The sequence below is a fragment of the Solibacillus sp. FSL K6-1126 genome, assembly GCF_038003445.1.
Lineage (GTDB): Bacteria > Bacillota > Bacilli > Bacillales_A > Planococcaceae > Solibacillus > Solibacillus silvestris.
Genome location: NZ_JBBOPD010000001.1, coordinates 2526871 through 2553789, shown reverse-complemented (window position 1 = coordinate 2553789; position 26919 = coordinate 2526871). Strand labels below are relative to the sequence as shown.

The 26919-nt window shown below is 39.8% G+C and carries 23 protein-coding genes; 22 read left to right on the top strand and 1 reads right to left on the bottom strand.

Features of this window, described 5'->3' with window-relative positions; all coding sequences use genetic code 11:
- Positions 1-78: 78 nt before the first annotated feature.
- The 14 genes from rpoN (at position 79) to MHH44_RS12585 (ending at position 16850) form a co-directional block, all read left to right on the top strand.
- Entirely contained in the window at positions 79-1416 is a 1338-nt protein-coding gene (gene rpoN / locus MHH44_RS12650; RefSeq protein WP_340799515.1) for an RNA polymerase factor sigma-54, read from the top strand.
- Positions 1417-1619: 203 nt separating this feature from the next.
- On the top strand, positions 1620-3056 hold the full coding sequence (locus MHH44_RS12645; protein WP_340798773.1) for an amino acid permease: 1437 nt from the start codon (positions 1620-1622) through the stop codon (positions 3054-3056).
- Positions 3057-3120: 64 nt separating this feature from the next.
- Positions 3121-4761 (top strand): sigma-54 interaction domain-containing protein, encoded by a 1641-nt coding sequence (locus tag MHH44_RS12640; RefSeq protein WP_340798772.1) that lies wholly within the window; start codon positions 3121-3123, stop codon positions 4759-4761.
- A gap of 259 nt (positions 4762-5020) precedes the next feature.
- Complete coding sequence (locus MHH44_RS12635; RefSeq protein ID WP_014823512.1) at positions 5021-6352, top strand: aminotransferase family protein; 1332 nt, start codon at positions 5021-5023, stop codon at positions 6350-6352.
- Between the two features lie 190 nt (positions 6353-6542).
- Positions 6543-7934: an aldehyde dehydrogenase family protein gene (locus MHH44_RS12630; RefSeq protein ID WP_340798771.1), complete on the top strand. Its 1392-nt coding sequence runs from the start codon at positions 6543-6545 to the stop codon at positions 7932-7934.
- Positions 7935-8041: 107 nt separating this feature from the next.
- Positions 8042-10069 carry a hydantoinase/oxoprolinase family protein gene (locus tag MHH44_RS12625; protein WP_065215733.1) on the top strand — a complete coding sequence of 676 codons (2028 nt, stop codon included), beginning with the start codon at positions 8042-8044 and terminating at the stop codon, positions 10067-10069.
- 21 nt (positions 10070-10090) lie between these two features.
- Positions 10091-12070 (top strand): hydantoinase B/oxoprolinase family protein, encoded by a 1980-nt coding sequence (locus tag MHH44_RS12620; protein WP_340798770.1) that lies wholly within the window; start codon positions 10091-10093, stop codon positions 12068-12070.
- A 377-nt stretch (positions 12071-12447) separates the two neighbouring features.
- A complete protein-coding gene (locus MHH44_RS12615; protein ID WP_339262237.1) occupies positions 12448-12903 on the top strand; it encodes a hypothetical protein in 456 nt (151 codons plus the stop codon).
- Positions 12904-12945: 42 nt separating this feature from the next.
- Positions 12946-13485, top strand: coding sequence for a GrpB family protein (locus tag MHH44_RS12610; RefSeq protein ID WP_339262235.1), 540 nt, complete (start codon positions 12946-12948; stop codon positions 13483-13485).
- Positions 13482-13877 carry an HIT family protein gene (locus MHH44_RS12605; protein ID WP_339262233.1) on the top strand — a complete coding sequence of 132 codons (396 nt, stop codon included), beginning with the start codon at positions 13482-13484 and terminating at the stop codon, positions 13875-13877. The genes MHH44_RS12610 and MHH44_RS12605 overlap by 4 nt, the downstream gene beginning before the upstream one ends.
- Positions 13878-13882: 5 nt before the next feature.
- Complete coding sequence (locus MHH44_RS12600; protein ID WP_008404161.1) at positions 13883-14407, top strand: GNAT family N-acetyltransferase; 525 nt, start codon at positions 13883-13885, stop codon at positions 14405-14407.
- A 209-nt stretch (positions 14408-14616) separates the two neighbouring features.
- On the top strand, positions 14617-15363 hold the full coding sequence (locus MHH44_RS12595; RefSeq protein ID WP_008404160.1) for a methionine ABC transporter ATP-binding protein: 747 nt from the start codon (positions 14617-14619) through the stop codon (positions 15361-15363).
- Positions 15356-16018, top strand: coding sequence for a methionine ABC transporter permease (locus tag MHH44_RS12590; RefSeq protein WP_008404158.1), 663 nt, complete (start codon positions 15356-15358; stop codon positions 16016-16018). Before MHH44_RS12595 ends, MHH44_RS12590 begins: the two co-directional genes overlap by 8 nt.
- Positions 16019-16028: 10 nt before the next feature.
- The gene (locus MHH44_RS12585; protein WP_340798769.1) at positions 16029-16850 is read left to right on the top strand and encodes a MetQ/NlpA family ABC transporter substrate-binding protein; all 822 of its coding nucleotides are present in this window, start codon (positions 16029-16031) and stop codon (positions 16848-16850) included.
- 115 nt (positions 16851-16965) lie between these two features.
- On the opposite strand, the gene MHH44_RS12580 is transcribed toward MHH44_RS12585, so the two are convergent.
- Positions 16966-17385 (bottom strand): MarR family winged helix-turn-helix transcriptional regulator, encoded by a 420-nt coding sequence (locus MHH44_RS12580; protein ID WP_008404154.1) that lies wholly within the window; start codon positions 17383-17385, stop codon positions 16966-16968.
- Positions 17386-17487: 102 nt separating this feature from the next.
- Here MHH44_RS12580 and MHH44_RS12575 point away from each other — a divergent pair, with 102 nt between their 5' ends.
- The 8 genes from MHH44_RS12575 (at position 17488) to MHH44_RS12540 (ending at position 26917) form a co-directional block, all read left to right on the top strand.
- Positions 17488-18474, top strand: coding sequence for a YhdH/YhfP family quinone oxidoreductase (locus tag MHH44_RS12575; protein WP_340798768.1), 987 nt, complete (start codon positions 17488-17490; stop codon positions 18472-18474).
- 223 nt (positions 18475-18697) lie between these two features.
- The gene (locus MHH44_RS12570) at positions 18698-20719 is read left to right on the top strand and encodes a helix-turn-helix domain-containing protein (protein WP_340798767.1); all 2022 of its coding nucleotides are present in this window, start codon (positions 18698-18700) and stop codon (positions 20717-20719) included.
- A 286-nt stretch (positions 20720-21005) separates the two neighbouring features.
- Complete coding sequence (locus MHH44_RS12565) at positions 21006-23171, top strand: acetate--CoA ligase family protein (RefSeq protein WP_340798766.1); 2166 nt, start codon at positions 21006-21008, stop codon at positions 23169-23171.
- A gap of 4 nt (positions 23172-23175) precedes the next feature.
- Complete coding sequence (locus MHH44_RS12560; RefSeq protein WP_008404149.1) at positions 23176-23625, top strand: MaoC family dehydratase N-terminal domain-containing protein; 450 nt, start codon at positions 23176-23178, stop codon at positions 23623-23625.
- 28 nt (positions 23626-23653) lie between these two features.
- The gene (locus MHH44_RS12555; protein WP_340798765.1) at positions 23654-24067 is read left to right on the top strand and encodes a MaoC/PaaZ C-terminal domain-containing protein; all 414 of its coding nucleotides are present in this window, start codon (positions 23654-23656) and stop codon (positions 24065-24067) included.
- A gap of 19 nt (positions 24068-24086) precedes the next feature.
- Positions 24087-25250, top strand: coding sequence for a thiolase C-terminal domain-containing protein (locus MHH44_RS12550; RefSeq protein ID WP_065215745.1), 1164 nt, complete (start codon positions 24087-24089; stop codon positions 25248-25250).
- Positions 25251-25261: 11 nt separating this feature from the next.
- Positions 25262-25696: a Zn-ribbon domain-containing OB-fold protein gene (locus tag MHH44_RS12545; protein ID WP_008404144.1), complete on the top strand. Its 435-nt coding sequence runs from the start codon at positions 25262-25264 to the stop codon at positions 25694-25696.
- A 24-nt stretch (positions 25697-25720) separates the two neighbouring features.
- On the top strand, positions 25721-26917 hold the full coding sequence (locus MHH44_RS12540; protein WP_008404142.1) for an acyl-CoA dehydrogenase family protein: 1197 nt from the start codon (positions 25721-25723) through the stop codon (positions 26915-26917).
- The last annotated feature ends 2 nt before the right edge of the window (positions 26918-26919 follow it).

Below are 26919 nucleotides of genomic sequence, written 5' to 3'. Positions count from 1 at the left end.
TTGTGCGATGAAAAGAAAGGATAAACTAGCATTAAAGTGATATAATGTAGAAAAATATGGAATTGGAGGCTGAGAGTGATGCAAATGATTTTAAACAATTCACAGAAGCTGACACAGGTTTTGTCGGCGAAATTGTTGCAGCATTTAGAAATACTTCAATTTTCTACGAATGAATTAGAACAATATATTTATGAAAAAGCAAATGAAAATCCACTTCTTTCTGTAATTGACGCAAAAGTAAAAGGAAATTACGAGGAAATTATGAAACTGGCAAAATGTTCAATAAACACGTTTTCATCACACTGGAATAGATCCGGTAAAGAGCAATATAACATCATTGAAAAAACACTTGCGGAAAAAGTGAGCTATGAACAATTTCTAATTGAACAGATTCCAATGCAGAATAATTTATCCGAAGTGGACTTGAAAATTTTAAACTTTTTAATCCAGTCTTTAGATGATCGTTTATTTTTAGATACTGATTTAGAATTTGTATGCAAAAAATATAACACGAGTATTGTCCATGTCGAGGCAATATTGAATTTACTCCAAACTTTTGAACCAGTTGGTGTTGGTGCTCGCAGCTATACAGAGTATTTGTTGATTCAAATTGATCATGACCCATATGCTCCAAAAATGGCAGCCGAATTTATCAATGCCGATTTAAAGTTGGTCGCAACACAGGCAATTAAAAAGTTAAGTAAAAAATATAAAATGCCACTTCAGGAAGTACAACATACTGTTAACTATATTAAAAACTTGAACCCGATGATTACAGGAGATAAGGTGGAAGCAATTCCATATATCATCCCAGATTTAACAGTCAAAAATGTTGAAGGGGAATGGACGATCAAATTAAACCGTCACTATTTGCCATCCGTTACAATTGATGAAACTTATGTGAAACTACTTAAAAATGATGCGAACAATGAAACCTATTACCGAGATTCACTTAAAGATGCACTTGCATTAATGGAGGGCATTGAGCAGCGGGATAAGACACTTTATGAATTGGCTCGGTTGCTCGTACAAATACAGAAAGATTTTTTTGCAAAAGGAATGGATACAATCAAGCCGATGCGTTTAAAAGATGTATCTGAAGTACTTGATGTGCACGAATCAACAGTCAGCAGGGCTATCCGGGGGAAATATATTCAAACACCGCATGGAATTTATGCTTTGCAGTCTTTGTTTACAAAAGGGCTAACCAATGCTTCGGGCAAAATGGATTCCATAATGTATATTAAGAAGCGGATAAAAGAGCTGATTGAAGAGGAAGACAAGAAAAAACCATTATCCGATCAACAAATGACAAATGTTCTTAGTAAGGAAGGAATCCAAATCTCAAGACGAACTGTAGCAAAATACCGGGAAGAAATGAAAATTGTCAGTTCAGCTAATCGTACTTTCGGATAGATGATGCAATAAGAAGTGAGATGATGAAGAATAGAACAACAATGATGCGAAAATGCATCACAAATATGATAGGTCTTCATTTATTTAACTACAATAAACTGAATTTTTAAATTTCGGCATGAAAATTGCTCCTTATAAAGTAGACATTGAATTAGAGGAAGGATTTTATAAATGTCTACATTCATACACTGAGGGGTGAATAAATGGGCACATTGCAAAAATCATTAAAAACGCGTCATATTACGATGATTTCAATTGGAGGAGTCATAGGGACAGGGTTATTCGTAGGAACCGGGAAAAATATTTTAAGTACGGGTCCTGCAGCTGTTATATCGTATGCAATTGCATGTTTTCTGATTGTCCTGATTATGCAAATGGTTGGGGAAATGGCGACAGGAGAACTCGCTTTAGGTAAAAAAAGAGGTAGTTCTGCAGAGCTTGGTTCATTTGCTTCCTATGCTGGAAGATATATTGGTCCATGGGCAGGGTTTACTGTAGGCTGGCTATACTGGGCCAGCTGGGTGTTTATTGTCGGGCTAGAAGCGGCACTCATTGGAGGTATATTGCATAACTGGTTTCCGATTATTCCAGTCTGGGTTGGCGGTGTAGGGATTACTCTATTAATGACAGTTGTCAATATTTATTCTGTTAAATCATTCGGTGAATTTGAATATTGGCTGTCGTTTATTAAAGTAACGGCAATTATAGTGTTTTTGATTGTTGGTATTTTAATGATTGTGGGATTATGGCCAAATTATGAGCCGAGAAGTTTAGAATTATTATCATCGTACGGCGGATTTGCACCAAATGGGATTGTACCGGTTGCGACAGCGATTGTATTTGTAATTTTTTCTATTTGTGGTGCGGAGGTTGCAGCAATAGCAGCAGCAGAATCTGAAAATCCGGCAAAAAACATTGTACGTGCTATCCGCAACGTTGTATTCCGTTTAGGGTTATTCTTTGTCGGGTCTGTTGCGATAATGATTATGATTGTTCCATGGAACGATTCGGCTATGCTAGCTGCACCATATGCAAATATTTTAACAATGGCTGGTTTACCGGTTGCAGCACAAATTATACAGATCGTCATTTTTATTTCTCTAATTTCTGTATTAAATTCTGCTCTGTATACAAGTTCGCGCATGTTGCTTGAAATGTCGCGTCAAGGCGATGCACCGAAAATGTTCTCACAAATTAAAAACAAGCGGGGAGCACCGGTACATGCCATAATTGGCAGTACAGTTGTTGCATATATTTGTGCATTAATGTACTTCGTTTCTCCGGAAGTGATCTTTTACTTTTTAGGAAACAGTGTTGGGGGATTAATGATTGTTGTTTATATTTTCATCGCCATTTCACAAATCCGGTTCCGTCGTCATTATGAAAAGGTTTCTGGTGAGCCTCTTGCGATAAAAATGTGGCTGTTCCCGTACTTATCTTATATTACAATCGGTGTTTTGGCGGTCGTTTATTTATGCCAAATGTTAATTGAATCTTTACGCTCTCAATTTTACTTAAGTACATTAGTATTGATTGGTTCCGTTTTTATATTTTTTGTCATGCGAAAGTTCTCTGTCAAACCGGCTATACAGAAAGAAGTAAAAGTAGAGGAAATAAAGGATAACTTACTATCCGAATAGAATAGGTGAAGAATACCCTTAGATACAGGCTGTCTAAGGGTGTTTTGGAGAGGATGTGACCATTATGCCAATAGTAGGATTTCATAAAGGAGAGCATTTTTTTGTAGTAAAAAACGATGAAATCATTTTGAAAAGCAAAATCCAGTCGGACTTAATCGAAAATATTATAAATCATTATAAAAATGGAAAAGAGTTATTTGAGGTAGATGGCTACTTTGTACAAGTCCTGGAGTCGGCACAGGGAAATTTATTTAATGTGCGCTCGTTAAATCAGTTCAGCGACAGCGATTTTATGAATCCGCTTTCGACAAAAGTATTTAACTCCATCTCTGACGGCATTACGATTTGTGATCATCATGGCAAAATTTTGTTTCAAAATAAAAACGATATTGAAATTGTCGGTATTAATCTAATGGGAAGATATGCGAAAGATGCAATGGCAGAAGGATTGATGAGTGATTCGATCTCGATGAAAGTGATTGAATCAAAAGAAAAAGTAACAATTTTGCAGACGTTTATTAATGGCAAGTGCTTTTTAGTCACGGGGAAGCCGATATTCGATGATACAGGGGAATTGCAATATGTAGTTGCCATAACCCGTGATATGACCGAACTGAAATTATTGGAACAAGAAGTACAGAAGCTTGAAATACAAAATGAAAATTTTAAAAACAAATTACAAGCGATACATACAAAAGAATCAAATATAATATCGATGTCCCATGCTATGGAACAAGTAGTAGATCGTGCGATGAGAGTAGCCGAAGTGGATTCTACTGTATTAATCAGTGGGGAGTCGGGGGTGGGAAAAGAAGAAATCACAAAGCTCATCCATACATCCAGCAGGCGCAGCGACAAGCAATTATTAACGATTAACTGCAGTGCGATACCTGAAACATTATTGGAATCGGAACTTTTTGGTTACGAAGCAGGTGCATTTACAGGTGCAATTAAAGGCGGTAAAGCAGGGCTGTTTGAAATTGCTTCAGGCGGTACAGTATTTTTAGATGAGATTGGTGAGATGCCCTTGCTGCTACAGGTGAAATTATTGCGCGTGTTACAGGAATGCGAGGTTCAGCGCATCGGCAGTGGAAAGCCGATACCTATTGATGTCCGCATTATAGCTGCAACAAACCGGAATTTATCAGAGATGGTAAGGCAGGGCAGTTTCCGAGAAGATTTGTATTATCGCTTGAATATTATTCCTATTGAAGTGCCGCCGTTAAGACATCGTCGGGAAGATATTATTCCGTTGGTAAATCATTTTTTAGCATTAATCAATAAAAAATATGGTATCCACCGGACGATTAAAAAAGACGCATTGAAAATATTTAAGGCATACAACTGGCCCGGTAATGTCCGGCAGCTCAAAAATATCGTAGAACGGATATGCCTACTTGCTGTTCAGCCGGAAATAACTGTGAATATGGTTAAACAGGAATTAGACAGCAATTCGGATATTGCCCATGCAATAGAAAATCTGCATGAGGAGAAATTTGTAACGAAACAAATCATGCATCCCAAATTTGAGGGGACGCTAAAAGAACAAGTGGCTCTATTTGAAAAGCAGCTAATTAAACAAGCACTATCTGAACATCCAAGCATTCGTGAAACAGCTAAGTCTCTCGGCTGTGATCAGTCAACATTGGTCCGGAAAATACAAAAATATCATTTAACGCGCAATATTTCGTATGAAGACAGATGATGTATTTATGCATCATTTTTGCAATTTTAAATTTAAATTGTGTAAATACCTATAAAAATTGCCGTTATAAATTTTATTGTATTAATACATGCAAAGCATGTTGAAATATCAAAAGACATCACTTTTGAATCTATTAAAATGTGGTGTTTTTTGTTGTTAAAAGATTTCTATATACTTATAATTCCCTTCAAACAAAGTTGGCACGAGAATTGCTCATAAAGAGGTGTAGGTAAATAAAACGAAATGAGGGGAACTATTTATGACAATTCAGTTAAAAGAAACGTTAAAAGTATTGGATCAGAAACATTTTCTCCATCCAACATCTTCTATTGAACAACAGCAAGCTGATGGACCGGCTGCCATTTTTACAGAAGGTGAAGGAATTTATTTAAAAGATATGGAAGGCAATGTATACATTGACGGAATGTCTTCTTTATGGAATGTCAATGTTGGGCACGGTCGTGAAGAAATCGCAGAAGCGGCAAAGGAGCAGATGGGAAAGTTAGCATTCAGCTCTTGTTTTGCAACGTTTAGTAATGAACCGGCCATTCGCTTAGCGTCCAAAATTGCATCAATGGCCCCTGGAAATTTAAATACAGTATTCTTCACTTCAGGCGGTTCCGAGTCCAATGATACGGCGATTAAATTAGCGCGTCATTACTGGGTACTGAAAGGTCAGCCGCAACGTCAGACAATTATTTCACGTACCCAGTCTTACCATGGGGTAGCAATGGGGGCAACAAATGCTACCGGGTTAAAAGCATTCCGTGACTTTACAAACTCACATGCACCTGGTTTCCATTATGTATACAACCAGTCTGCACGTAATTTACGTGACACAATAGAACAGCTAGGACCTGAAACAGTTGCGGCATTCATGTCGGAGCCAGTACAAGGAGCGGGTGGAGTAAATATCGCACAGGAAAATTATTTTAAAGAAGTCCGTGAAATTTGTGATGAGTACGGCATTTTATTTATTGCTGATGAAGTAATTACTGGTTTCGGCCGTACTGGTAAATTATTCGGTATGCAGCATTACGATGTTGTTCCGGATATGATTACGTTCGCAAAAGGTGTATCAAGTGGCTATGCACAACTTGGCGGAGTTATCATTTCGGAAAATATTCACCTGGATTTATGTGAGCTATCGAAAGGGACATTAATGCACGGCTATACTTACAGTGGCCATGCTGTAGCATGTGCAGTAGGGCTGAAAAATATTGAAATTATTGAGCGTGAAAACCTTGTTGAAAATGCAGCCAAAATGGGTGAAGCAATGCTGGAGGGCTTCCGTGTTCTACAGGATAAATACAGCTTTATCGGCCGTGTCCGCACACTCGGTTTACTTGGAGCGATTGAGTTAGTAAAGAGCCGCGAGACGGGTGAACTTTTCGACACTTTACTGAGCCCGATTTTTGTACAGGAAACGATGAAAAGAGGCTTAATCTTGCGAACAGTTACGTATGAACAAGATACGATTGTATTTGCGCCTCCGCTAATTTTATCGCAAGCTGAATTAAACGAAATGCTAAGAATTTTAGACGAGACATTTGAATTTGTGCGTAAAAATATTGTGGAGAAAGAAGGCTAAGCAATTAATTATCGGGATTCCAAAGGAAATAAAAAATAATGAATAACGTGTCGGCATAATTCCCGGCGACATTTTTTGAACCCTTCAAGGACGTCAATGATTGCATTTAAAGCGGTTGCCGATGTTCACAACCTTCCGTATAAGTCTTTAAAGATGTACTGCAAACTGTGTCTATTAAAGGAGGAATTTTATGACAACGATAATTAGAGAAATCCGTGAACAATTCAATCCGGCCAATCCGGCTGAATGTATCGGCCAAGTTGAACTTCTGACGGTAGATGAAACGAAAGCAATCGTTGCATCAGCCCATCAGGCATATAGAGAATGGAAAAATAAATCTTCTGTTGCTCGCGGCGAAATTTTACGTGTATTGGCTGATTTACTGGAAGAGGAAATAGATATTGTAGCGGAAACCGCTTCACGTGAAATGGGAAAAACAAAGAATGAAATGATCGGTGAAGTAAAGCGTGGTGCTTCGATTTTACGTTACTATGCACAGGAAGGGATGCGCGCAACGGGTGAAATACTGCCTTCTGCCAATGAAGATAAAATTTTGTATACGAAGCGTGTACCACTTGGTGTAATTGCAGCAATTACACCTTGGAATTTCCCTGTAGCCATTCCACTGTGGAAAATTGCACCGGCTTTAGTTTACGGAAATACTGTAGTTTGGAAGCCTTCAATTGAAGCAGCATTGACTGGAAAGCTGCTTGGCGAATTATTCGAACGGGCTGGATTTCCGAAACACGTTGTCAATGTTGTACAGGGACGCGGTTTAAATGTCGGGCAAGTTTTATTAGAAGCCCCTGAAGTAAAAGCAATTACCTTTACTGGTTCAAACGGCGTTGGACAAAGTATTTTAAATACAGCCGGATCTACAAATAAAAAAATACAGCTGGAGCTTGGCGGGAAAAATGCGGCGATTATTTTAGCGGACGCCGATTTAAAATCAGCAGCAAAATTGACAATCGAAGGTGCAATGAAACAAACGGGTCAGCGCTGTACAGCCACAAGCCGTGTATATATCGAACAAACGATTTACGATGAAGTACTGGCGTTATTAATTGATGAAACAAAGAAAATTGAAGTTGGTGTTACGATGGGACCTGTTGTCTCACGAGGACAATATGAAAATATTTTAGCGGCAATAGAAAAGGCGAAATCTGAAGGCGCAGAACTTATTTTCGGTGGTGAACCAGCTTTTAATGAAACACAAGGCTACTACATTCAGCCAACGATTTTCAAGAATGTAACTCATGAGATGGCGATTGCACGCGAAGAAATATTTGGACCGGTGCTGGCTGTCGTGAAAGTGAAAGATTACGAGGAAGCGATTCAATTATCGAATGATTCGGAGTTCGGTTTAAGTGCTTCAATCTACACTAAAAATATCCAAAAAGCGTTTGATTTTATTAAGCGCAGTGAAGTAGGGCTTGTTCAGGTAAATGATGAAACTGGCGGAGCAGAACCACAAGCTCCGTTTGGCGGTGTGAAAAACTCTAGTACAGGTGCTCGCGAACAAGGTCAGGCAGCAAAAGAATTTTTCACCACAATGAAGACCGTTACGATTAATACGAAATAGTCGAATGTTTTATCGGAATATTGAATTAAATTAAATTAAATTATAAAAACGGCCATATAATGTCCGCTTCATTACAATACAACTTCCTTATGAAAGAAGGTATCTCTATGACACATACTCGTTTAGCTATTGATGTTGGTGGAACTTTTACAGATGTTTTTGTATTCAACGAAAATACAGGAGAAGTGTTTGTAACGAAAACATCTTCTACACCATCTAACCCAGAAGAAGGCATTATTAATGGGATTGAGAAGGCTGGACTAAATGGGAAGGATATAAAAATATTCTCTCATGGCACAACAGTAGGCACGAATGCGCTGATTGAACGAAAGCTCCCGAAAACAGCACTGATCACAACAAAAGGCTTTCGAGATGTAACTGAAATTCGCCGTGGTACGAAAGAAGACATATGGGATACGTATAAAGATACAGCAAAGCCTTATATTCAAAGACGTGATCGATTTGAGGTTACAGAACGGACGGATTATGAAGGGAATATTTTAGAAGCAATTCAGGAGGACGAAATTCGAGCATTAGCAAGAAAGCTGAAACGCAGAAATACCGAATCTATTGCCGTCTGTTTTATTAATGCCTATGTAAATGGAGAAAATGAAGCAAAAGTAAAAGAAATTTTAAAAGAGGAACTGCCAGATGTCTATGTTTGTATATCCAGCGAGGTACTGCCGGAAATTTTTGAACATGAACGGATGAGCACGACAATTATTAATGCCGTTCTAGGACCGATTATGAGTAAATATATTAGTAAATTGAGCGATGAAATGCAGAAAAAAGGCTACGAAGAGGAAATTTTAGTTTTGCATTCAGGAGGCGGGGTAATGACGTCCAGTACGGTTCCTCGTTATGCTGCCAGGTTAGCTAGCTCCGGGATTGCTGCTGGAGCGATTGCAAGTAAACATATAGCCAAATTATGCGGATTTGATAATGCAATCGGTTTGGATATGGGCGGAACGAGTACCGACATCTCCCTTATGTTCGAGGGTGATATTCGTATTACAAAAGACTGGTCGATTGAATATGGTTATCCAATTGGGTTCCCGAGTATAGAGATTTTAACGATTGGAGCAGGTGGGGGGAGCCTTGCATGGAAGGATGAAGGGGGATCTTTGCGTAATGGTCCACAAAGTGCCGGTGCTGCACCGGGCCCTGCTTGTTATGGTCGTGGAGGAATATCGCCAACCAACTCGGATGCGAATTTAGTGTTAGGCCGTTTAGGTGTAAATTTACTGGATGGCACAATGCAATTGGATAAATCTGCAGCAATTAAGGCAGTTAAGTCCATTGCGGATGAATTTGACCAGACTGTTGAAGAAGCGGCGAATGCGATTATCCAAGTGGCCAATGCCAATATGAGCGATGCAGTTCGATTAATTTCGGTACGTCGTGGTTATGACCCGCGTGATTTTGCTCTTGTAGCGTTTGGTGGGGCAGGACCATTACACGGAGCTTATTTAGCAAAAGATTTAAATATCCCGAAAATAATTATTCCGACACATCCGGGCGTGGCTGCTGCAATGGGCTGTCTGCTTGTTGATGTGCGCCATGATATTTCAAAAACGTACGTGAAAAAAGTGACAGATGTGTCTGTTGAAGAGCTAACTGACCAGTTCAGCGATTTGCGAACTGAGGCAAAAGCACTACTGGAAGAAGAGGGGATTTCCGAAGAGACTTCTACATTGATGAACTATATTGATCTTCGCTATAAGGGGCAATGGCGTTCATTGGCTGTTGTTGTTCCGGATGAATTAACTTCATTAGAAGATGTACTGGCTGCTTTCCATAAGGAACATGAACGTGAATTTGCTTTCTCCGATCCTGAACAGGCGGTCGAAATTTACGGCTTGCGTGTAACAGCCATTGGAACTGTGCCAAAACCGGAATTTCTGCAATATGAACCAGAAGGAACGATTGAAGATGCTTATAAAGAAACACGCCCTGTTTATTTCGAAGGGAAATTTGTAGATACGAAAGTGTATCACCGCGATAAAATTCCAGTCTACACACAAATACAAGGTCCGGCAATCGTAGATCAGTTAGATACGACGACAGTCATCCCACCAGGATTTACGGCGGAAGTAGATGTCTATAAAAATATCATTATTACGGTGAACGAATAAACGATAAGGAGGATGAATTCTATGAGTACGATGAAATTAGCAGAACATAATAAAGTGCAAAATCTAGATCCCGTAACATTTGAAGTGTTAAAAAACGGGTTTGTCAATCTGGTAGATCAAATGGCAGAGCAAATGTTACGTACATGTTATTCATTTGTGATTTATAACCGTGATTTTAGTTGTGCACTATGTGATGCCGAGGGAAACACGGTCATGCAAGGGACGCAGGATATTTCAGTTCATGTAGGAACATTGCATTTGACGGCGAAGGCTGTTTTGGAAGATTTCGCAGATGACATTCATCCTGGTGACGTTTTTTTAGTAAATGATCCTTATCGTGGCGGGACACATTTTAGTGATGTCCGAGTCGTTTTACCTGTATTCCATGGAGAAAAACTTATTGCTCTCATGCAAACGAACGGGCACTGGGCAGATGTCGGTGGTTCAAACCCTGGATCTTTCGATATTACAGCGAAAGAACATTTCGGCGAAGGATTGCGCATTCCGCCTGTACGGATTTACAGTAAAGGCCAGTACTTAAAAGATATCGTCAATATTATCGTAAAAAATATGCGGATTCCGGAAGAACGGATTGGAGATTTACGTTCACAAGTGGAAGCCGCAAAAGTTGGCGAAAAACAATTAAATGAGATGATTGACAAGTACGGGATTGATACGGTTTTACTAGCTTTCGATGAAGTACAAAATTATGTGGAGCGCTTAATGAAAGCAAAAATCGAGGCTTTGCCTAAAGGGGAATGGGAAACCGTGGATTATATTGATATGGATCCGCAGCTTGGGGATGGTCTAATTCCGATCCGTGTGAAAATGACAATTACGGACGATGAGATTTTATATGATTTAAGCGGATCCCACCCGTACATCAGCTGCTTCTTAAATGCCGGTTTTGGTTCGGCACTTTCGGGAACTTATGCAGGGACAAAGACATTTTTCCCGGACATTCCGCTAAACTCGGGCTTCTATCGTGTCGTAAAAACATATCTTCCTGAAAATACGGTAGTCAATGCACCGAGTCCAGTGGCGGTATCGGGTTACTGTTCCGGGTCCTTTGAAAAAATCATGAATGCGTGCTTTGAATTATGGTCAAACATTATGCCGGAACGTGCTATTGCTTGTTCCTTTAACTTGGAGTATTTATTAATTGGCGGTTATGATAAACGGCAAAATGGCAGTGAGTACTTTATGTGGTACGACTGGATGGCAGGCGGTCATGGCGGTCGTATTGACCGAGATGGCGCAAATACAACTTCTCCGGTTTTCGGTGTAGGGTTAAGTGTTCAGCCATGTGAAGGTCAGGAACGGTTGTCACCGGTCATTACGACGAAGCATCAAATCATTACCGATTCTGCAGGACCGGGTAAATACCGCGGTGGCTGCGGTGTTGAAAAGGGCGGTATTTTAACAGATACCAATAATACGGTTATGTCCTATTGTTGTGACCGCTCCCGCTCGATTACATGGGGCATCAAAGGGGGATTACCTTCTATTCCACAAGGGGCTATTCTTAATCCGAATACAGAAGATGAAGAGTTTTTAGGGACGATTTTCTCCAATGTAGAAGTGAAAAAGGGTGATTCATTTACACGACCATCTGCAGGTGGGGGCGGCTTAGGCGACCCGTTAGAACGCGATATTCATGCAGTTTTGGAAGATGTGATTGATGAATATGTATCGATAGAGCGTGCAAAGCTTGATTACGGCGTAATTATTTATGAAATCGACCGGGATATTGATGCGTTTGAAGTGGATTACGAAGCAACATTAAAAGAGCGTGAATATATCCGTAATAACCGGTGTCAATGGTTGGAAATGGATTCTCATGAGGTTGAAGGCCTGTACAATGCAGGCGTGATTAATCAAATGGATGTCGTTCGCCGCCATGGTGTAATTATGGATTATAAAACGAATAAAGTTTTACCGATATCAACTATGCAATACAGAGAAGAGATGAAAAAACGTTCACTTGTTTTTTGGGCATAAGAAACGGAGCTTGCGAAATCCTATGCAGGATTAACTCTGCATAGGGTTTTTATTTTAGGTTTGAGCTTTAAACTTGAGGCTTTAAGAAAGAATCGGAATTTTGCTGACTTTATAATATAGATGTATTAATATTTGGTAATGATAACCAAAATGGTATGAGAGGTGTTATGAAATGGTACGAAGTAGAGGTATATATGAAGTGCACATCATTGGTAATCCGCTTGTATGTTTATTTTGCCAAGATAAGAAATTCAGACACCGTGAAGTATATGTTAAATTGACAGTTGAATAATTTATATATGATTGACAGATAAATCGTACTAGCAGGAGGAGATTCTATAAAAAAATTTATTCTCTTTTTAATTGTATTTACTGTCATGTTACTTCTCTTTATTTCCCTCTACAGGTTATCGACAACACCAGAAGAAATTACGGCTCATTATAAAGAACGCTGGGGTGTAGAGTTACCGGTTCCAAATGAAATTATCAATGTGTGGTCAACAAAATATCCCGCTCGTGGAGATGGGGAATGGGTAACGGAATTACTGTATGATAGCAAGGTTAACCCTGAACAACTTCATGATTTTATAAAAGTGACAGAGGGTAATTTAATAGAGGCAAATCGACCCGTTTCCCATTTTATAAGCCGAGGTCAAAATATGTATAAAATCCAGCAAGATGAAGAATTCAAAATTACGATTGAAGCATACTCCACTAAAGTAGAACCTGGCGATTTCTACTTCCAACAATCAGAAAATGGTCAGTCAGATACATTCACGGCAATTTATCAGCAAACCGAAAATCGCATTTTACTATTTGAATGGCATCAGTAAGGAAAAATTCTCCCCAAAATTGGTTCGAAAGGATTGGATTTGATGAAACTCGGATTAAAAAAGAATGAAGTTGTACTTGTGCCGTATGAAGCCGGCTGGAAAAGGGAATTTGCTGACACGAAGAAAAAAATCATGGAGCACACGAATTTACAGTCGTATCAGATTGAACATATCGGTAGCACATCTATTGAAGGGATTTCGGCAAAGCCGGTAATTGATATTGTAATAGGTGTTGAAAATTTTAACTTGCTGGATAAAGCCTTTTTCATGGGACTCAAGGAAGCTGGTTTTTATCGCTTACAAGTTGAAAGACCTGATGAAATTATTTGCGCAAAATTTACAGATGCTTCATTTGAAACGAAAACTCATTTCATCCATCTTGTAGAATTCAATAAGGAAAAGTGGCATCAAATGCGCTTTTTTAGAGATTATTTGAATGCAAATGAAGCGGTAAAGAAAGAATACGAAGCGCTTAAAAATGGATTTTTCTCAACAGATATGCAAGGAATTGCAGATTACACAACCTATAAAGAACAATTTGTGCAGTCGATATTTAAGAAAATGAATGAGGGGATTTTATGACTTGTATTTTCTGTGAGGGGATAGAAACGAAACAAATACTAATCCAAACCGATAATTTTAAAGTAGTTTTAGATATCGATCCGATTCAGTCCGGTCACTTATTAATTATATCAAAACAACATTTTATGGATATCCGCGAGCTTTCTGATTCAGCATTAATGGAACTATTTAAACTGCAGAAACAGATTATAAATGTATATGAAACACACTTTCCGGTAGACGGGCTAACCATTATTCAAAATAACGGCGCGATTATGGATGAGGGTACACATTTTCATATACATATAGTTCCACGATATAAAGGGGATGACTTTTGGACATACCAGGAGGTCAACTACCATCCTATTTCGATTTCAGAACTTGTGAAACTGCTTCAATTTGAAAGGGAGTGATTGTTTTGGAAATTAAGAAATATAAATTGGAAAATGAAGAACTGATTGATTTACTATGTTCCAATCATTGGCCTTTTCATGCGAAGATTCAGTTAGATCCGGCAGCGATAAAAAGAGCGATTGACAAAGGCTATTACTCTGAGGGAAAAGAAACGTTTTGGATTATTGAAAAAGAACAAAAAGTTGGAATAATAATAATCGATGACATTGAAGATACAATTCCATTGTTTGATCTTAGGTTAACGGAAGAAGCAAGAGGAATAGGCATCGGTCAAAAATCGTTAAGTTGGCTACAAGATTATTTGTATGGTGAAAAAGGTAAGATCCGAATTGAAGGGTATACAAGAGCAGATAATTTAGCGATGAGAAAATGTTTTACAAAGGCAGGCTTCGTAAAAGAAGGCTATTTACGAAATGCATGGGAAAATGAAGACGGATCAATCTCAGATACTGTTTTATATGCTTCTATCTATGATGATTGGAAGGACAAAAAAACAACACCAATTAAATTAGATGAAGTCCCTTATTAAGTTTTAATCATACTAATCGGCTGTTCGGGAAGTTAGAAATAAATTCTGACTTTGCGGCAGTCTTTTTTATTGTATGGATTGTACATAATCGATAACTTGCAAATTTAAGGAACCTGGTATTTTTTACATTAAACATTTCTCTTGGTAGCTGATGCAATTTCTACTATAATTAGAAATCGATTGGGTATGCAGTGGAGGTGTTTTTACAGGTGATTCAATTACAGCAAGTTACAAGAAAGTTTGGCTCTTTCATGGCCGTTCAAGATGTGACATTAACGGTTGCTAAAGGGGAAATTCATGGTTTGATCGGGGCAAGCGGTGCAGGGAAATCGACGTTATTGCGTTTGATGAATTTGCTGGAAGTACCGGACAGCGGCAATATTTTCATCAATGGCCAGCAACTAACAGCTTTAAAAAATGCTGAACTTCGAGAAGCGAGAAAATCAATCGGGATGATCTTCCAACATTTTCACCTTGTCGCAAATAAAACCGTCCATGATAATGTAGAAATTGCACTTGTCCTGGCAAACTATCCGAAAAAGCTGCGGAAAGCACGTGTTATCGAATGCCTAAAATTTGTCGGGCTTGAACAGTTTGCAGGTCAATATCCGGCCCAGCTGAGCGGCGGGCAAAAGCAGCGTGTGGCGATTGCAAGAGCACTTGCGAATGAAACTGCAGTCCTGCTCTGTGATGAGCCAACCTCTGCGCTCGATGCAAACACCTCTGCGGAAATATTGCGTGTTTTACAGAAGGTTAATAAGGAGCTTGGTGTGACGATTGTGCTTGTCAGTCATGAGCTTGAAGTCGTTAAAAGTATTTGCCATCGGGCTACTGTACTGGATGCAGGGCAAATATACGAAACAGTTGAGTTAACACCTAATGGCATAATTGATACGAGCCATCATCCGCAAAGCTTCGTCGATCAGCTCGTGAAAGGTGGAATCGGACATGCCTGATGTATTGCGTCAATATGAAGCCGAAATTTGGCGGGCCATCAGTGAAACGTTTTTCATGGTCGGTGTGTCAATTGTAGCTGCCGTATTAATCGGATTACCAATCGGTACATATTTATTTCTTTGCGGGAAAGAAAAGTTGCTTGAAAACCGTGTCGTTTACAACATACTAAACTTAGCGGTGAATACGATCCGTTCGTTTCCATTCCTGCTGCTAGTCGTATTCTTGATTCCCTTTACAAGGCTCATTGTCGGTACGGCAATCGGTACGGTTGCGGCAACAGTTCCGTTATCGATTATTGCCATTGCCCATTATGCAAGGCTTGTCGAACAGTCACTGCTTGATGTGCCAAAAGGTGTAATTGAGGCTGCTGTTTCAATGGGGGCTTCGGTTCGACGTATTATTTTTAGTTTTCTTTTTGTGGAAGCGCGTTCAGGACTAGTGCTCGGCCTGACGACTTCAATAGTCAGTTTTATTTCGTATTCCACAATTATGGGTGTTGTCGGGGGCGGCGGTATCGGTGACTTTGCAATTCGCTACGGGTATCAGCAATTCAAGACAGATCTAATGCTTTACATGATTTTCATTATGATTATTTTGGTGCAGCTCATTCAAATGATTGGTACGGCTGCAGCAAGATGGTTGGACAAAAGATAGGAGAATGATTGTGAAAAAAAGATGGATGTTAAGTGTGGCGGCAGTATTAGCTTTAGTTGGCTGCGGACAGAATGAAGAAAAAGAAACGAATAAAGAAGCAGAAAAGGAAGAGACAACATTAAAAGTTGCCTCATTAATTTCACCGATGACAGATATTCTGGAGCTAGTCGAGCCTAAATTAGAAGAGCAGGGCATTGATCTGGAAATTGTCGTATTAGGCGATAATGTACAGCCAAATAGTGCACTAGCTGCAAAGGAAGTTGATGCAAACTTCTTCCAGCACGTGCCGTATATGGAGGAATTTAATCGGAACAATGATGCGAATTTAGTGCCGATCCAGCCAATTTACTTTGCCAATTACGGTGTGTATGCAAAAAATTATGATACAATCGAAGAGTTGCCGGATGGGGCAACTGTTGCGATTGCCAACGATATTTCAAACGTTGACCGTTCGTTAATGCTGCTTGCCCAGCATGGTGTAATCACATTAAAGGAAAAAACGGATGTGTATTACACATTAGCAAGCATCGAGGACAACCCGAAAAATCTTCAGTTTAAAGAAGTTGACCTGTTAATGCTAGCACGTATGTACGATGATGCGGATGCGGTTGTTATGACACCTGCCTATGCGGCACCACTTGGCTTAACGCCGAAAAGTGATGCACTGTTAACTGAAGGTGTAGAAAACGACTTTGCCATTACTTTAGTTGCGCGTGAAGACAACAAAGACGACGAAGCAATCAAAAAGCTTTCGGAAGCGATGACGAGTGAAGAAGTGCGTAATTTCCTGCAAGAAAACTACGACGAAACGGCTACTCCTGCGTTCGAATAGATGAATAACCTGAAAACACCGAGACGCGGTTAGATTTTGCGTTTCGGTGTTTTTATTGGTTGGATTAATCTGTCGGGCACATTAAGCGATTACCCGATGAAAATTGTATCTATAATTAAAAATCAGACTTAATTATTATTTCCAATGCCCTTTTCAGCACTTCTGTATCGCTATCTGTCAAGTTTTCGAGAACTTGATTATTCAACACAATTGTTGCAGCTTCCACTTCATCTCTGATTTCTTCCGATTTTTGAGTCGCCATTACTAAAACATTTCTACGGTTGTTTGGATCGATTGAACGTTCTATTAGTCCGGCTTTTTGCATTTTATCTAAGATCCCCGAGACAGTAGGGGCTTCTAAATATACCATTTCACCAATTTGTTTAGGCGATAATTGCCCTTCTCTCCACAAACAATTCAGCACACCATATTGGGCAGGTGTTACGCCATAATCCTCCAAAAGTTTGCTGAAATATTTAAAAACCTTATTCTGACTGGCGCTCAGCAAAAAATTCATGCAATCTTTTAATTCCATTTTATCTCCCCCATATTGACATTACCTATCATATCATGTAAGTTTTTGTAATAAAACATTTTTGGTATAGAAATGTTTTGTTGCAGAAGGGGGCAGATTGTTATGGATCAATTCAAGGCAATTATTGTAAAAGAAGAACAAGATCAGGTGATTTACGGTTTGGAGAATGTTAATCTCGACAGTCTTTCAGATGGCGAAGTTTTAATTAAGGTTTCCTATTCTTCAATAAACTATAAAGATATGTTAGCTGTTCAAAAAAATGGAGGCGTTATCCGGAATTATCCGCTTATCCCTGGAATAGATTTAAGCGGAACGATTGTTCATTCAACAGATAATCGCTATACAGAAGGACAGAAAGTAATTGTGACAGGTTTTGCTATGGGTATGAGCCATACAGGAGGTTTTGCGGAATATGCCAGAGTTCCCGCAGATTGGATTGTTCCTTTACCGGATAATTTATCTTTAAAAGATGCGATGGTTTTTGGAACAGCCGGATTTACGGCTGCCCTTTCTATCATGGCATTAGAGGATAAGGGTATGGATTTAAACAAAGATCCGAGGATTCTGGTCACTGGTTCAACTGGCGGAGTAGGTAGTATAGCTGTGCAAATTTTATCAAAAATTGGTTACAAAAATATTGCTGCGTTAGTTCGGAAAGAAAATCAGATTGACGTAGCAAAATCTTTAGGAGCTACTGATGTCATTTTTGCAGACGAATTAGGAGAATTCAATAAACCGTTAAATAAGCAAAAGTTTGATTTTGTCCTAGATACTGTTGGAGGAGAAATTGCTTCTGTAGTAATCCCTCAAATTTCTTATGGCGGAAGTATGAGTATGTGCGGAAATGCAGGCGGGATCAAACTAACAACGACAGTACTGCCGTTCATTCTTAGAGGAATTAACCTTTTAGGAATTGATTCAGTAAATGTGCCAATTAAAGATCGAGGTTATATTTGGGATAAAATAGCGAATGAATGGAATATTGCTCAAACTACTCTAATAAGTGAAATTTCACTTGAAGAATTACCTCACACGATTGAAGCAATTAAAAATGGTCAGCATTTAGGAAGAACAATTATTAAAAATTAAATAGCGTATCAAAAAATGAGTGCTTTTCTTCAATGAAAGAGAAGCGCTTTTTTATATTCTAGACATCTACCAATCAAGAATAACAAATCACTTAAAATATATAGAATAAGTCAAAAAATCCACAAAGTCATGTATAATAAATATGAATATTAAGAAAATTCTTGCATTATGATGAAATTATTCTTAATTATACTACTTTTTCTTTGTACGGTGGGAGGGTGCTATGTTTAATTATATAACTAATGAATCTACGCAGGTATATTTGGAACGTACAATGGAGGAAGAAAAGCACAGAATAAAAAATTTTTATGTTCTTTCGGTCAATGATGCTCCTATTGAAAAAATGAATTACAGTCTCTTTTTCGACAGACATATTGAGGAGGGCTCCATTGTCGATCTGGAACAGGATGAAGGCAATACGAATACTCCAAGTTATATTATTGATGAGGAGGAGTATGCTAGAAATAAGGAGTTATATTATAAAATTCGGTTACAGCTGCGAAAAAGAATAATTGAAAAGATGGCGATTTCCATTAACTTTTATATTGTAGCCCATAGCACTCAGGGAAGTAATGCAATATTAAATAACGATCAATTGCTAGAGAATTCTATTGAGGAAACGAAGGCAATTATACAGAATGAAACATTTATAGGTAAAGAGGATACGTGGGATAATTTTTATATTTGGCTCCAGAATCAATTAAAAATCTTTATTTTAGAGGAAATGATTCTGCTGGACGGAATCAGAGGTATCAAAGAATTAACGATAGAAGAGTTAAATGTGAAATTTTTTGAATTACTGCGCTTTAATCTGGCAACTAATAAATCATTTATTAGGAAGTTCAGTCATAATGTCGATCATTATCTTAAAGAATGGCAAAGAAGACTGATCAATGAAATAAATAATAATGTTTCCGCCTCTTTACAACTTGGTAGTGTCATCGAACAGCCTGAAAATGGTGGGGCAGGCAGTGATGCACTTCAACCGAAATACATGTCCAACTATGCAAATGTTCTGAATAATGTAGCCTATCATGTAGTGAGAGAAGCGATTTATAAAAAGAAATTTGTGATAGGTGATGAAGGTATTTGGCCTAAATATATTTTTGAGAAGGGAAATACGAGCGGGAATCTTCAAATCATTCCGTTTATTAAGGAAAATCGGAACTTTAATTCTGCTTATGAAAATATGCAACAAATTGCTTCAAATTTAGTCCGGCAAATGTCCATTATCGATGTGGATGTACTAGATATTCTTTGTCATCTTTATTTACAGCTGGCAAAAAATCTAGACGATATTGTTGAAATTGAATTAAGGGATATTTTAACAATGAGGGGGCTCCGGCCTAAACTCAATGGAGATGGGCGGCGTGGGGGCTTTGAAACAAAACAGAGGGAACAGGTCATCCATTCCTTAAAGGTGATTCAAAGTCTGTGGCTAACCATTGATAAAACCGTGATGTACAAAAATAACAAGCCAATTCAGGTAGAAGTCCAAGGCAGGACCTTTTTATTCAAAAATGCAAACGGTGAGGAATATGAAGTGAATGAGGAGACTTGCGGTAAGTCCATAACATTTACGGTCGATAAAGTATTCGCGAAATATTTAGTCTCGTCCAAGCGGCAGATGGCATTACTTCCGTTAAAAGCAATGCACTATCATCCGGCACGATTTAACCTTGAGAAAAAATTATGCCGCTATTTAAGCTGGAGATGGAGGACACAGGCATATAAAGGGGACTACCAGCAATTAAACAAAGTGAATACGCTATTGGAAGTTTGCGGGCATGGGCTAAATAATCGTCTACCAATCAGAACAAGGGAGCGGTTTGAAAAGGCGCTGGATAAATTAGTGGAGGATAAAATTATTGCCGACTGGTACTATATCAACTGGGATGAAAATAGAGCGGAAGGAAAGGGCTGGGCCAAATATTGGCTAAATACTTCCATCGTTATCGATCCTTCTCCTGAAATAAAAGAACATTACCGGTCGATTGAGAGAGTGAAGAAGCCCGCCAAGTCTGTTGCGACTAGTAAGGATATGCAGAGCAGTCTCCAGACAGAGCTCATCCAGCGTATGAATCGAGTACGCAGGAATCATAACCTTACGCTAACGAATATCGCGGAGGAAATTGAAGTTTCTGCTTCGTATTTAAATAAAATCGAGAGAGGGCTTGTTGTAGGTTCCTCTAAAATTCAAAAGAAAATATGGGAATGGCTAGAGCGATTTGACCAAAGCTTCTGAAATTATTCGGAGGCTTTTTATTTTTGTCTCTCCATTATATGAATGCGCTTACATAGATACGAAGTCGAGATTATATTGAATGAAAGTCGGGGTTAGTATGAACATAAGATTTTTTCCACCCTATTCAAATAGCAGCAGTTACAAGGCTCTAAATGAATTATTCCAGTATATTGACAACATAATAACTCTATTAATTTACTAGTCAGAATTTTCAGTGTAAATAAATAAGGAAATGTATGATGGGTTCATAGATGAATCATCTAAAAACATTTTAGGAGGAATGCAAATGACTCAAAATGTAGAAAGCTATGAATCCATTAGGCCATTACTTTATCCTGAATCGGTCGCGATTTTAGGCGCATCAGAGAATAAGTACAAAATCGGCAACATTCAGCTCCAGGCACTGATTGACGGTAAATTTCAGGGCGAAATCTATCCGATCCATCCGAAAGCGGAGCAAATTGCGGGCCTGAAAAGCTACCCGTCATTGACAGATGTCCCGAATTCTATTGATCTCGTTATTTTCTGTGTAGCCTACGATCAGATTAAAAATGGTCTAATCGCCTGCGCAGAAAAAAAGGTAAAAGCTGCGATCATTTTTGCTTCCGGTTTTTCGGAGGCTGGTGAAGAAGGAAAGAAACTACAGCTGGAGTTGGCGGAATATGCCAAATTAAATAATATTCGATTGCTGGGTCCAAACTGTGTCGGTTTAGTCAATACATCGAATGGTTTAATCGGCACCTTCTCATCTTCTGTGTTAGACGTTCCAATGACTGGTAAGCGAGGAGTTGGCTATGTGTCACAGAGCGGTGCATTCGGTGTTTTAACATATATGGCAGCAGCCCAGTATGGCATCAACTTCAACTATTTTATCAGCAGCGGAAATGAAATGGATACAACAATGGAAGATTATATCGACTATATGGTCCATGATGATGAGATTGAAGTGATCAGCGGCTATATCGAAGGAGCAAAAAACCCTAAAAAGCTGAAACAGGCAGCACATAAGGCTTTGGAAAAGAAAAAGCCGATTGTATTAATGAAAACCGGGCGTAGTGATGCCGGGAGCAGAGCAGCTGCCTCTCATACGGGAGCACTCGCTGGTTCGGATAAAATCTACGATGCGTTTTTCAGGCAGTACGGTATTATTCGTGTAGAAGATGCAGAGGATGTCATTGCCTTTTCAAAATTGTTTAATCCAAATCGATTGCCAAAGGGCAAAAACACGGCGATTATTACAAGCTCCGGCGGCCGGGGCATTAATGAAGCGGATCGCTGTGAGGCATATGGATTGAATATTGTCAGACTTTCTGATGAGACAATGGCGGAAATGCGCAAGACTTTACCGGATTACGCAAGTGTTACGAACCCAATTGACTTGACTGCCGCAGCCTCTTTCACAAATCCGGAATTTTTCCTGGATACCCTAAAGGTGCTTGTGAATAGTCCTGAGGTTGATAACATCCTGCTGACAGAGTTTCCGCATAGCTGGGATGAGCATAACGAGTATTTCAAAGAGTTTATAACCGTCGCAAAAAACAGTGAAAAATTTATTGGTTTTTTCCCGTTCCCATTAGGAGAGATCACATACCCACAAACGACTCCGATCTTAATTGAAAATGAAATAGCGGTAGTATCAGGCGCATTAAACCCGGTGCGGGCATTATCACAATTAGTAGAATACAGTCAGTTTTTAAATACCGTTCAAACAGATGGGATGGAAGAACGTTATGAACATGAGAATATTGATGATTTGTTAACACCAGGTGCTGTTTTAAGTGAGTCAGAGGCGAGTGAAGTTCTAGCGAGGTATGGCATTCCAATCACTAAGCGCTATGTAACACTTTCTGCGGATGAAGCTGTGGAAAGAGCATTGCAGATTGGGTTTCCGGTTGTGCTGAAAATCGATTCGCAGCAAATCCCTCACAAAACAGAGGCAGATGCAATTCGTTTAAATGTCTCTTCTGAAGAAGAAGTGAAGGAAGCATTCATGGAAATTATGAAAAATGCAAGGAACTACAATCCTACTGCTATTTTAAATGGTGTTTCTGTACAGGAAATGCTGCCGCAGGGGACAGAAGTGATTATCGGCGCAAAAAATGATGAAGTATTCGGACCGGTTATTATGGCTGGTTTAGGTGGCATTTTTGTTGAGGTGTTTAAGGATATCGCCTTCAAGATTGCACCATTAAGCAGACAGGATGCCGGGACACTATTGGACGAACTGCAGGCAAAGGCCATTTTGGACGGGGCTCGGGGTCAGGTAGCGGTAGATAAAGAAGCGATTATCGATGTGCTTTTAAGAGTTTCCCAGTTAATGCTTGATTATAGAGACCAAATCAAGGAATTGGATATTAATCCGCTGATTGTTTATGAAAATGGAATCAAGGCTGCAGATGCCATGCTTGTAGTGACTGAAGAGAGTATTAAAAAGGAATTGATTGGAGGATAAAGCGATGGAGCTTGCACATTTAATCGGTAAAACAGGTAAACCCTTTACCTTCAAGGTGGAGCAGCGTCATATTAGACAATTTGCGCAGGCGATTGGCGATGCGAACCCGCTTTATACGGATGAAGAATATGCCAAAAATACACCTCATAAAGGGATCGTTGCACCGTTGACGTTTCCTGTTGCCGTGACACCCGACAATGAAAATGACGCTTTGGATTTAGGGTTGGATTACAGACGAATGCTTCATGGTGAACAGCAATTTTTCTATACTCGTCCGATTCGTGTGGGAGAGATGCTGTACTGCCAGATGAAGGTGACGGATGTATATGAAAAAGAAGGAAAAAACGGCATGATGGAATTCATTTTATTCGATACAGAAATAAAAGACGAAAACGGCGGGCACATAGTAACAAGCCGAACTAATATTGTATACCGCCCGTTAGTGCTGAACTAAATTTCTTATACAGAAAGGACAGATTAATATGATTGATCTTAGCCAATTAGTGGAAGGGCTGAATCTGCCGGAATATAAAAAAGAAAAGGTAACAAAGGTTCAGCTTGTAAAATATGCAGGAGCTTCAGGTGATTTTAATCCTTTGCATACAGATGATGCTTTCGCCCAGAAAATCGGGTTAAATGGTGTGATTGCACACGGAATGCTAATCATGGGTTTTTTAGGAGAATACGTGAATAAAATTGTATCGAATGAAGGTACAGTAACCGATTTTAAAATGCGCTTTGGTGCCATGACCGTTCCGGAGGATGAAATTGTGTGTAAAGGAATCGTCAAGGAAAAAACGAAAATTGACGGTAGGACAGAGGTTGTTTTGAAATTATATGCAGTTAAGGACATAGGCGAGGTTGTTGGATCTGGCGAAACCATTATCCAATTTTAACATAGAGGGAGTGGGCTGAATGGAAAAAATCAGGGAAAAATATGCCATTGTTGGGGTAGGCGAAAGTAATCGTTCGAAAAATTCCGGGGTTACCCCATTGGAATTGGCGTTGGAAGCAGCACGGGCTGCACTAGCAGATGCAGGTTTGGAAGCAAAAGACATTGATGGGTTCATGAGCTATTCGGAGATGGATTCTTGTAATCCGCATCAGGTGGCAACATATTTAGGGGTTCGGCCTAAAGTTGTGAAAGAAATGTTCGGCGGGGGGAGCAGTACCGAGCTCTTAATCGCAGAGGCCATTGGTTTGATTGAAACAGGACAGGCAAATACCGTGCTTATTTTCCGCTCGATGAATGGACGCTCCGGTGTCCGCATGGGTGGGGGCGGATTCAGTATTGATGCCCTTCAAAACGGTTTTGATGGCGGGAGCTTTATTATTCCTTATGGGGCAGGCAGTCCAGGGCAATGGTTCGGGTTGTTTGCCACTCGCCATATGCATTTGAACGGCTTGACACAGGAGCATTTAGGGCATGTTTGCACAAGCTTTTACGAGCATGCACAGCGGAATCCGAAAGCATTTTTTTACGGGAAGCCATTGACGATGGAAGAATATATGAGCACGGCACATTTAAGTTCACCATTTACAAAGCATGACTACTGTTTGGAGTCGGATGAGGCAAACGCGATTATTGTAACTTCCACAGAGCGTGCCAAAGACTGCAAATCCGTTCCTGTAAAAATTTTAGGCATGGCTGCAAGAGAAGTAGTATCCCACGCCCATTACTGGAAAAATATCGATGAAGTTGCAGCAGATTATGTTGCGCCACGATTATACGAGAATGCGGGCGTTTCACCTGAGGATATTAAGGTTGCATCGATTTATGACTGTTTCAGCTGGGTTGTTTTACGTCAGCTCGAGGCATACGGACTTGCACCAAAAGGCGAAGTGGGGGATTTTGTAAGTGCTGGAAACTTGCGAATGGATGGCAAGCTTCCTACAAATACAGCGGGTGGCATGCTTTCGGAAGGCTATACACACGGCATGAACAATGTATTGGAAATTGTCCGCCAAGTTCGACGTGAATATGAGGGAACAGAACGTCAGGTAAAAGATACAGAACTGGCAATTTGTACAGGTTGGACAGGACCGGATGTTGCCGGTGCCATGATTTTATGTAAATAGGAGGAATGACAATGAAAGAAGAGACGAAAGTAATTTACGAAAAGCCGATTCCTTTGAAAAACACCTATAATGCACCTTACTGGGATGCGGCAGATCGACATGAGCTGAATGTGCAAAAATGCAATACATGCAGCAATTATAATCACCCCCCTGGACCGAGCTGCGCAAACTGCGGAAGCATCGATGTATTCTGGGAAAACTTAGGTTCAACAATTACCGGTGAGGTCTACACCTATATCGTTTCAAATAGACCATTTTTACCGGGCTTCCAAAATGAACTACCAACAGTGATCGCTGTTGTCCAATTGGAGGAATACCCTGACATCAAGATCATTGGTAATGTACTCCATGGCAATACAGAAACTGTTTCGATCGGAACAAAGGTAAAAATGGTATGGATAGAGGCTACTGAGGAGCGAGCGATTCCACAGTGGGTAATGGTCTAAATTCTTTTAGAAGGAGGGATATGGATGGACTTTTCGTACACAAGTCAGGAGGAGCAGTTTCGTCTGGAGCTTCGCGAATGGCTGGAAAATAATCTGCCGGAGGGCTGGCTGGATGGCACATTTAAAATGCCGGAAAATCAACAAGAGCTAGGCCAATTTTTACGGAATTGGCAAAGAAAACTTTCAGAGGGAAGATGGGCAGCGATTGCTTGGCCGGAAAAGCAAGGCGGCCGCAATGCGACGCTGATGGAAGAAATCATTTATCATCAGGAAATGGTTCGTGTGAAGGCACCGCCACTTGTTAACTATGTGGGCTTACATATGGTAGGTCCCACGCTCATGCAGATCGGCAGCAAGGAACAGCAGGAGAAATATATATCAAAAATTATTACCGGTGAGGAAGTATGGTGCCAAGGTTATTCTGAACCAAACGCAGGCTCGGATTTGGCTGCTGTTCAAACGACAGCGGTGAAAGACGGCGATAAGTGGATTATAAATGGGCAGAAAATCTGGACAAGCTTTGCCCATTTTGCAGATCGCTGCTTTTTAGTAGCCCGAACGAGTAAGGGCGAGAAAAAGCACCATGGGATTACATGTTTTTTATTGGATATGAATCAGCCGGGCGTCGAGGTTAGACCAATTATTCAAATGGATGGAGAGCATGATTTCAATGAGGTTTATTTGAATGATGCGGTTGCCTATGAAAGTGAAATTATCGGTGCTGTCGATGATGGATGGCGTGTAACAATTGCGTTGCTCATGCATGAAAGAACGGGCATTGGTGCACAGGTGTTCTCATTGGAACAGCAATTTGATGAGCTGGTGGAACTGGCCCGCAATGTTACGGAGGATCATGTGCCTGTAATAGAAAAGCCGGATGTCCGCAAAAGACTGCTGGATTTGTATATTAAGTCGCGCGGGTCCTTGCTGAACTATTACCGCAATTTAACTAAGCAGCTAAAAGTGGGTCATCCTGGAGTGGAAGGCTCAATGGATAAACTCTTAGTCAGCGAAAATACAAAAGAACTGTTCGCAGAAGCCATTTCAATTCAGGGGCACCAAGGACTGTTATGGAAAAAGGATGCCGTGTATGGCGACTCGTATTGGCAAAGGAATTATCTCTATGCCTTTGGTCAAACAATCGGAGGCGGTACGAGTGAAATCCAGAGAAATACAATTGCGGAGCGCATTTTAGGCCTGCCAAAGGATATTGGCAAATAAAT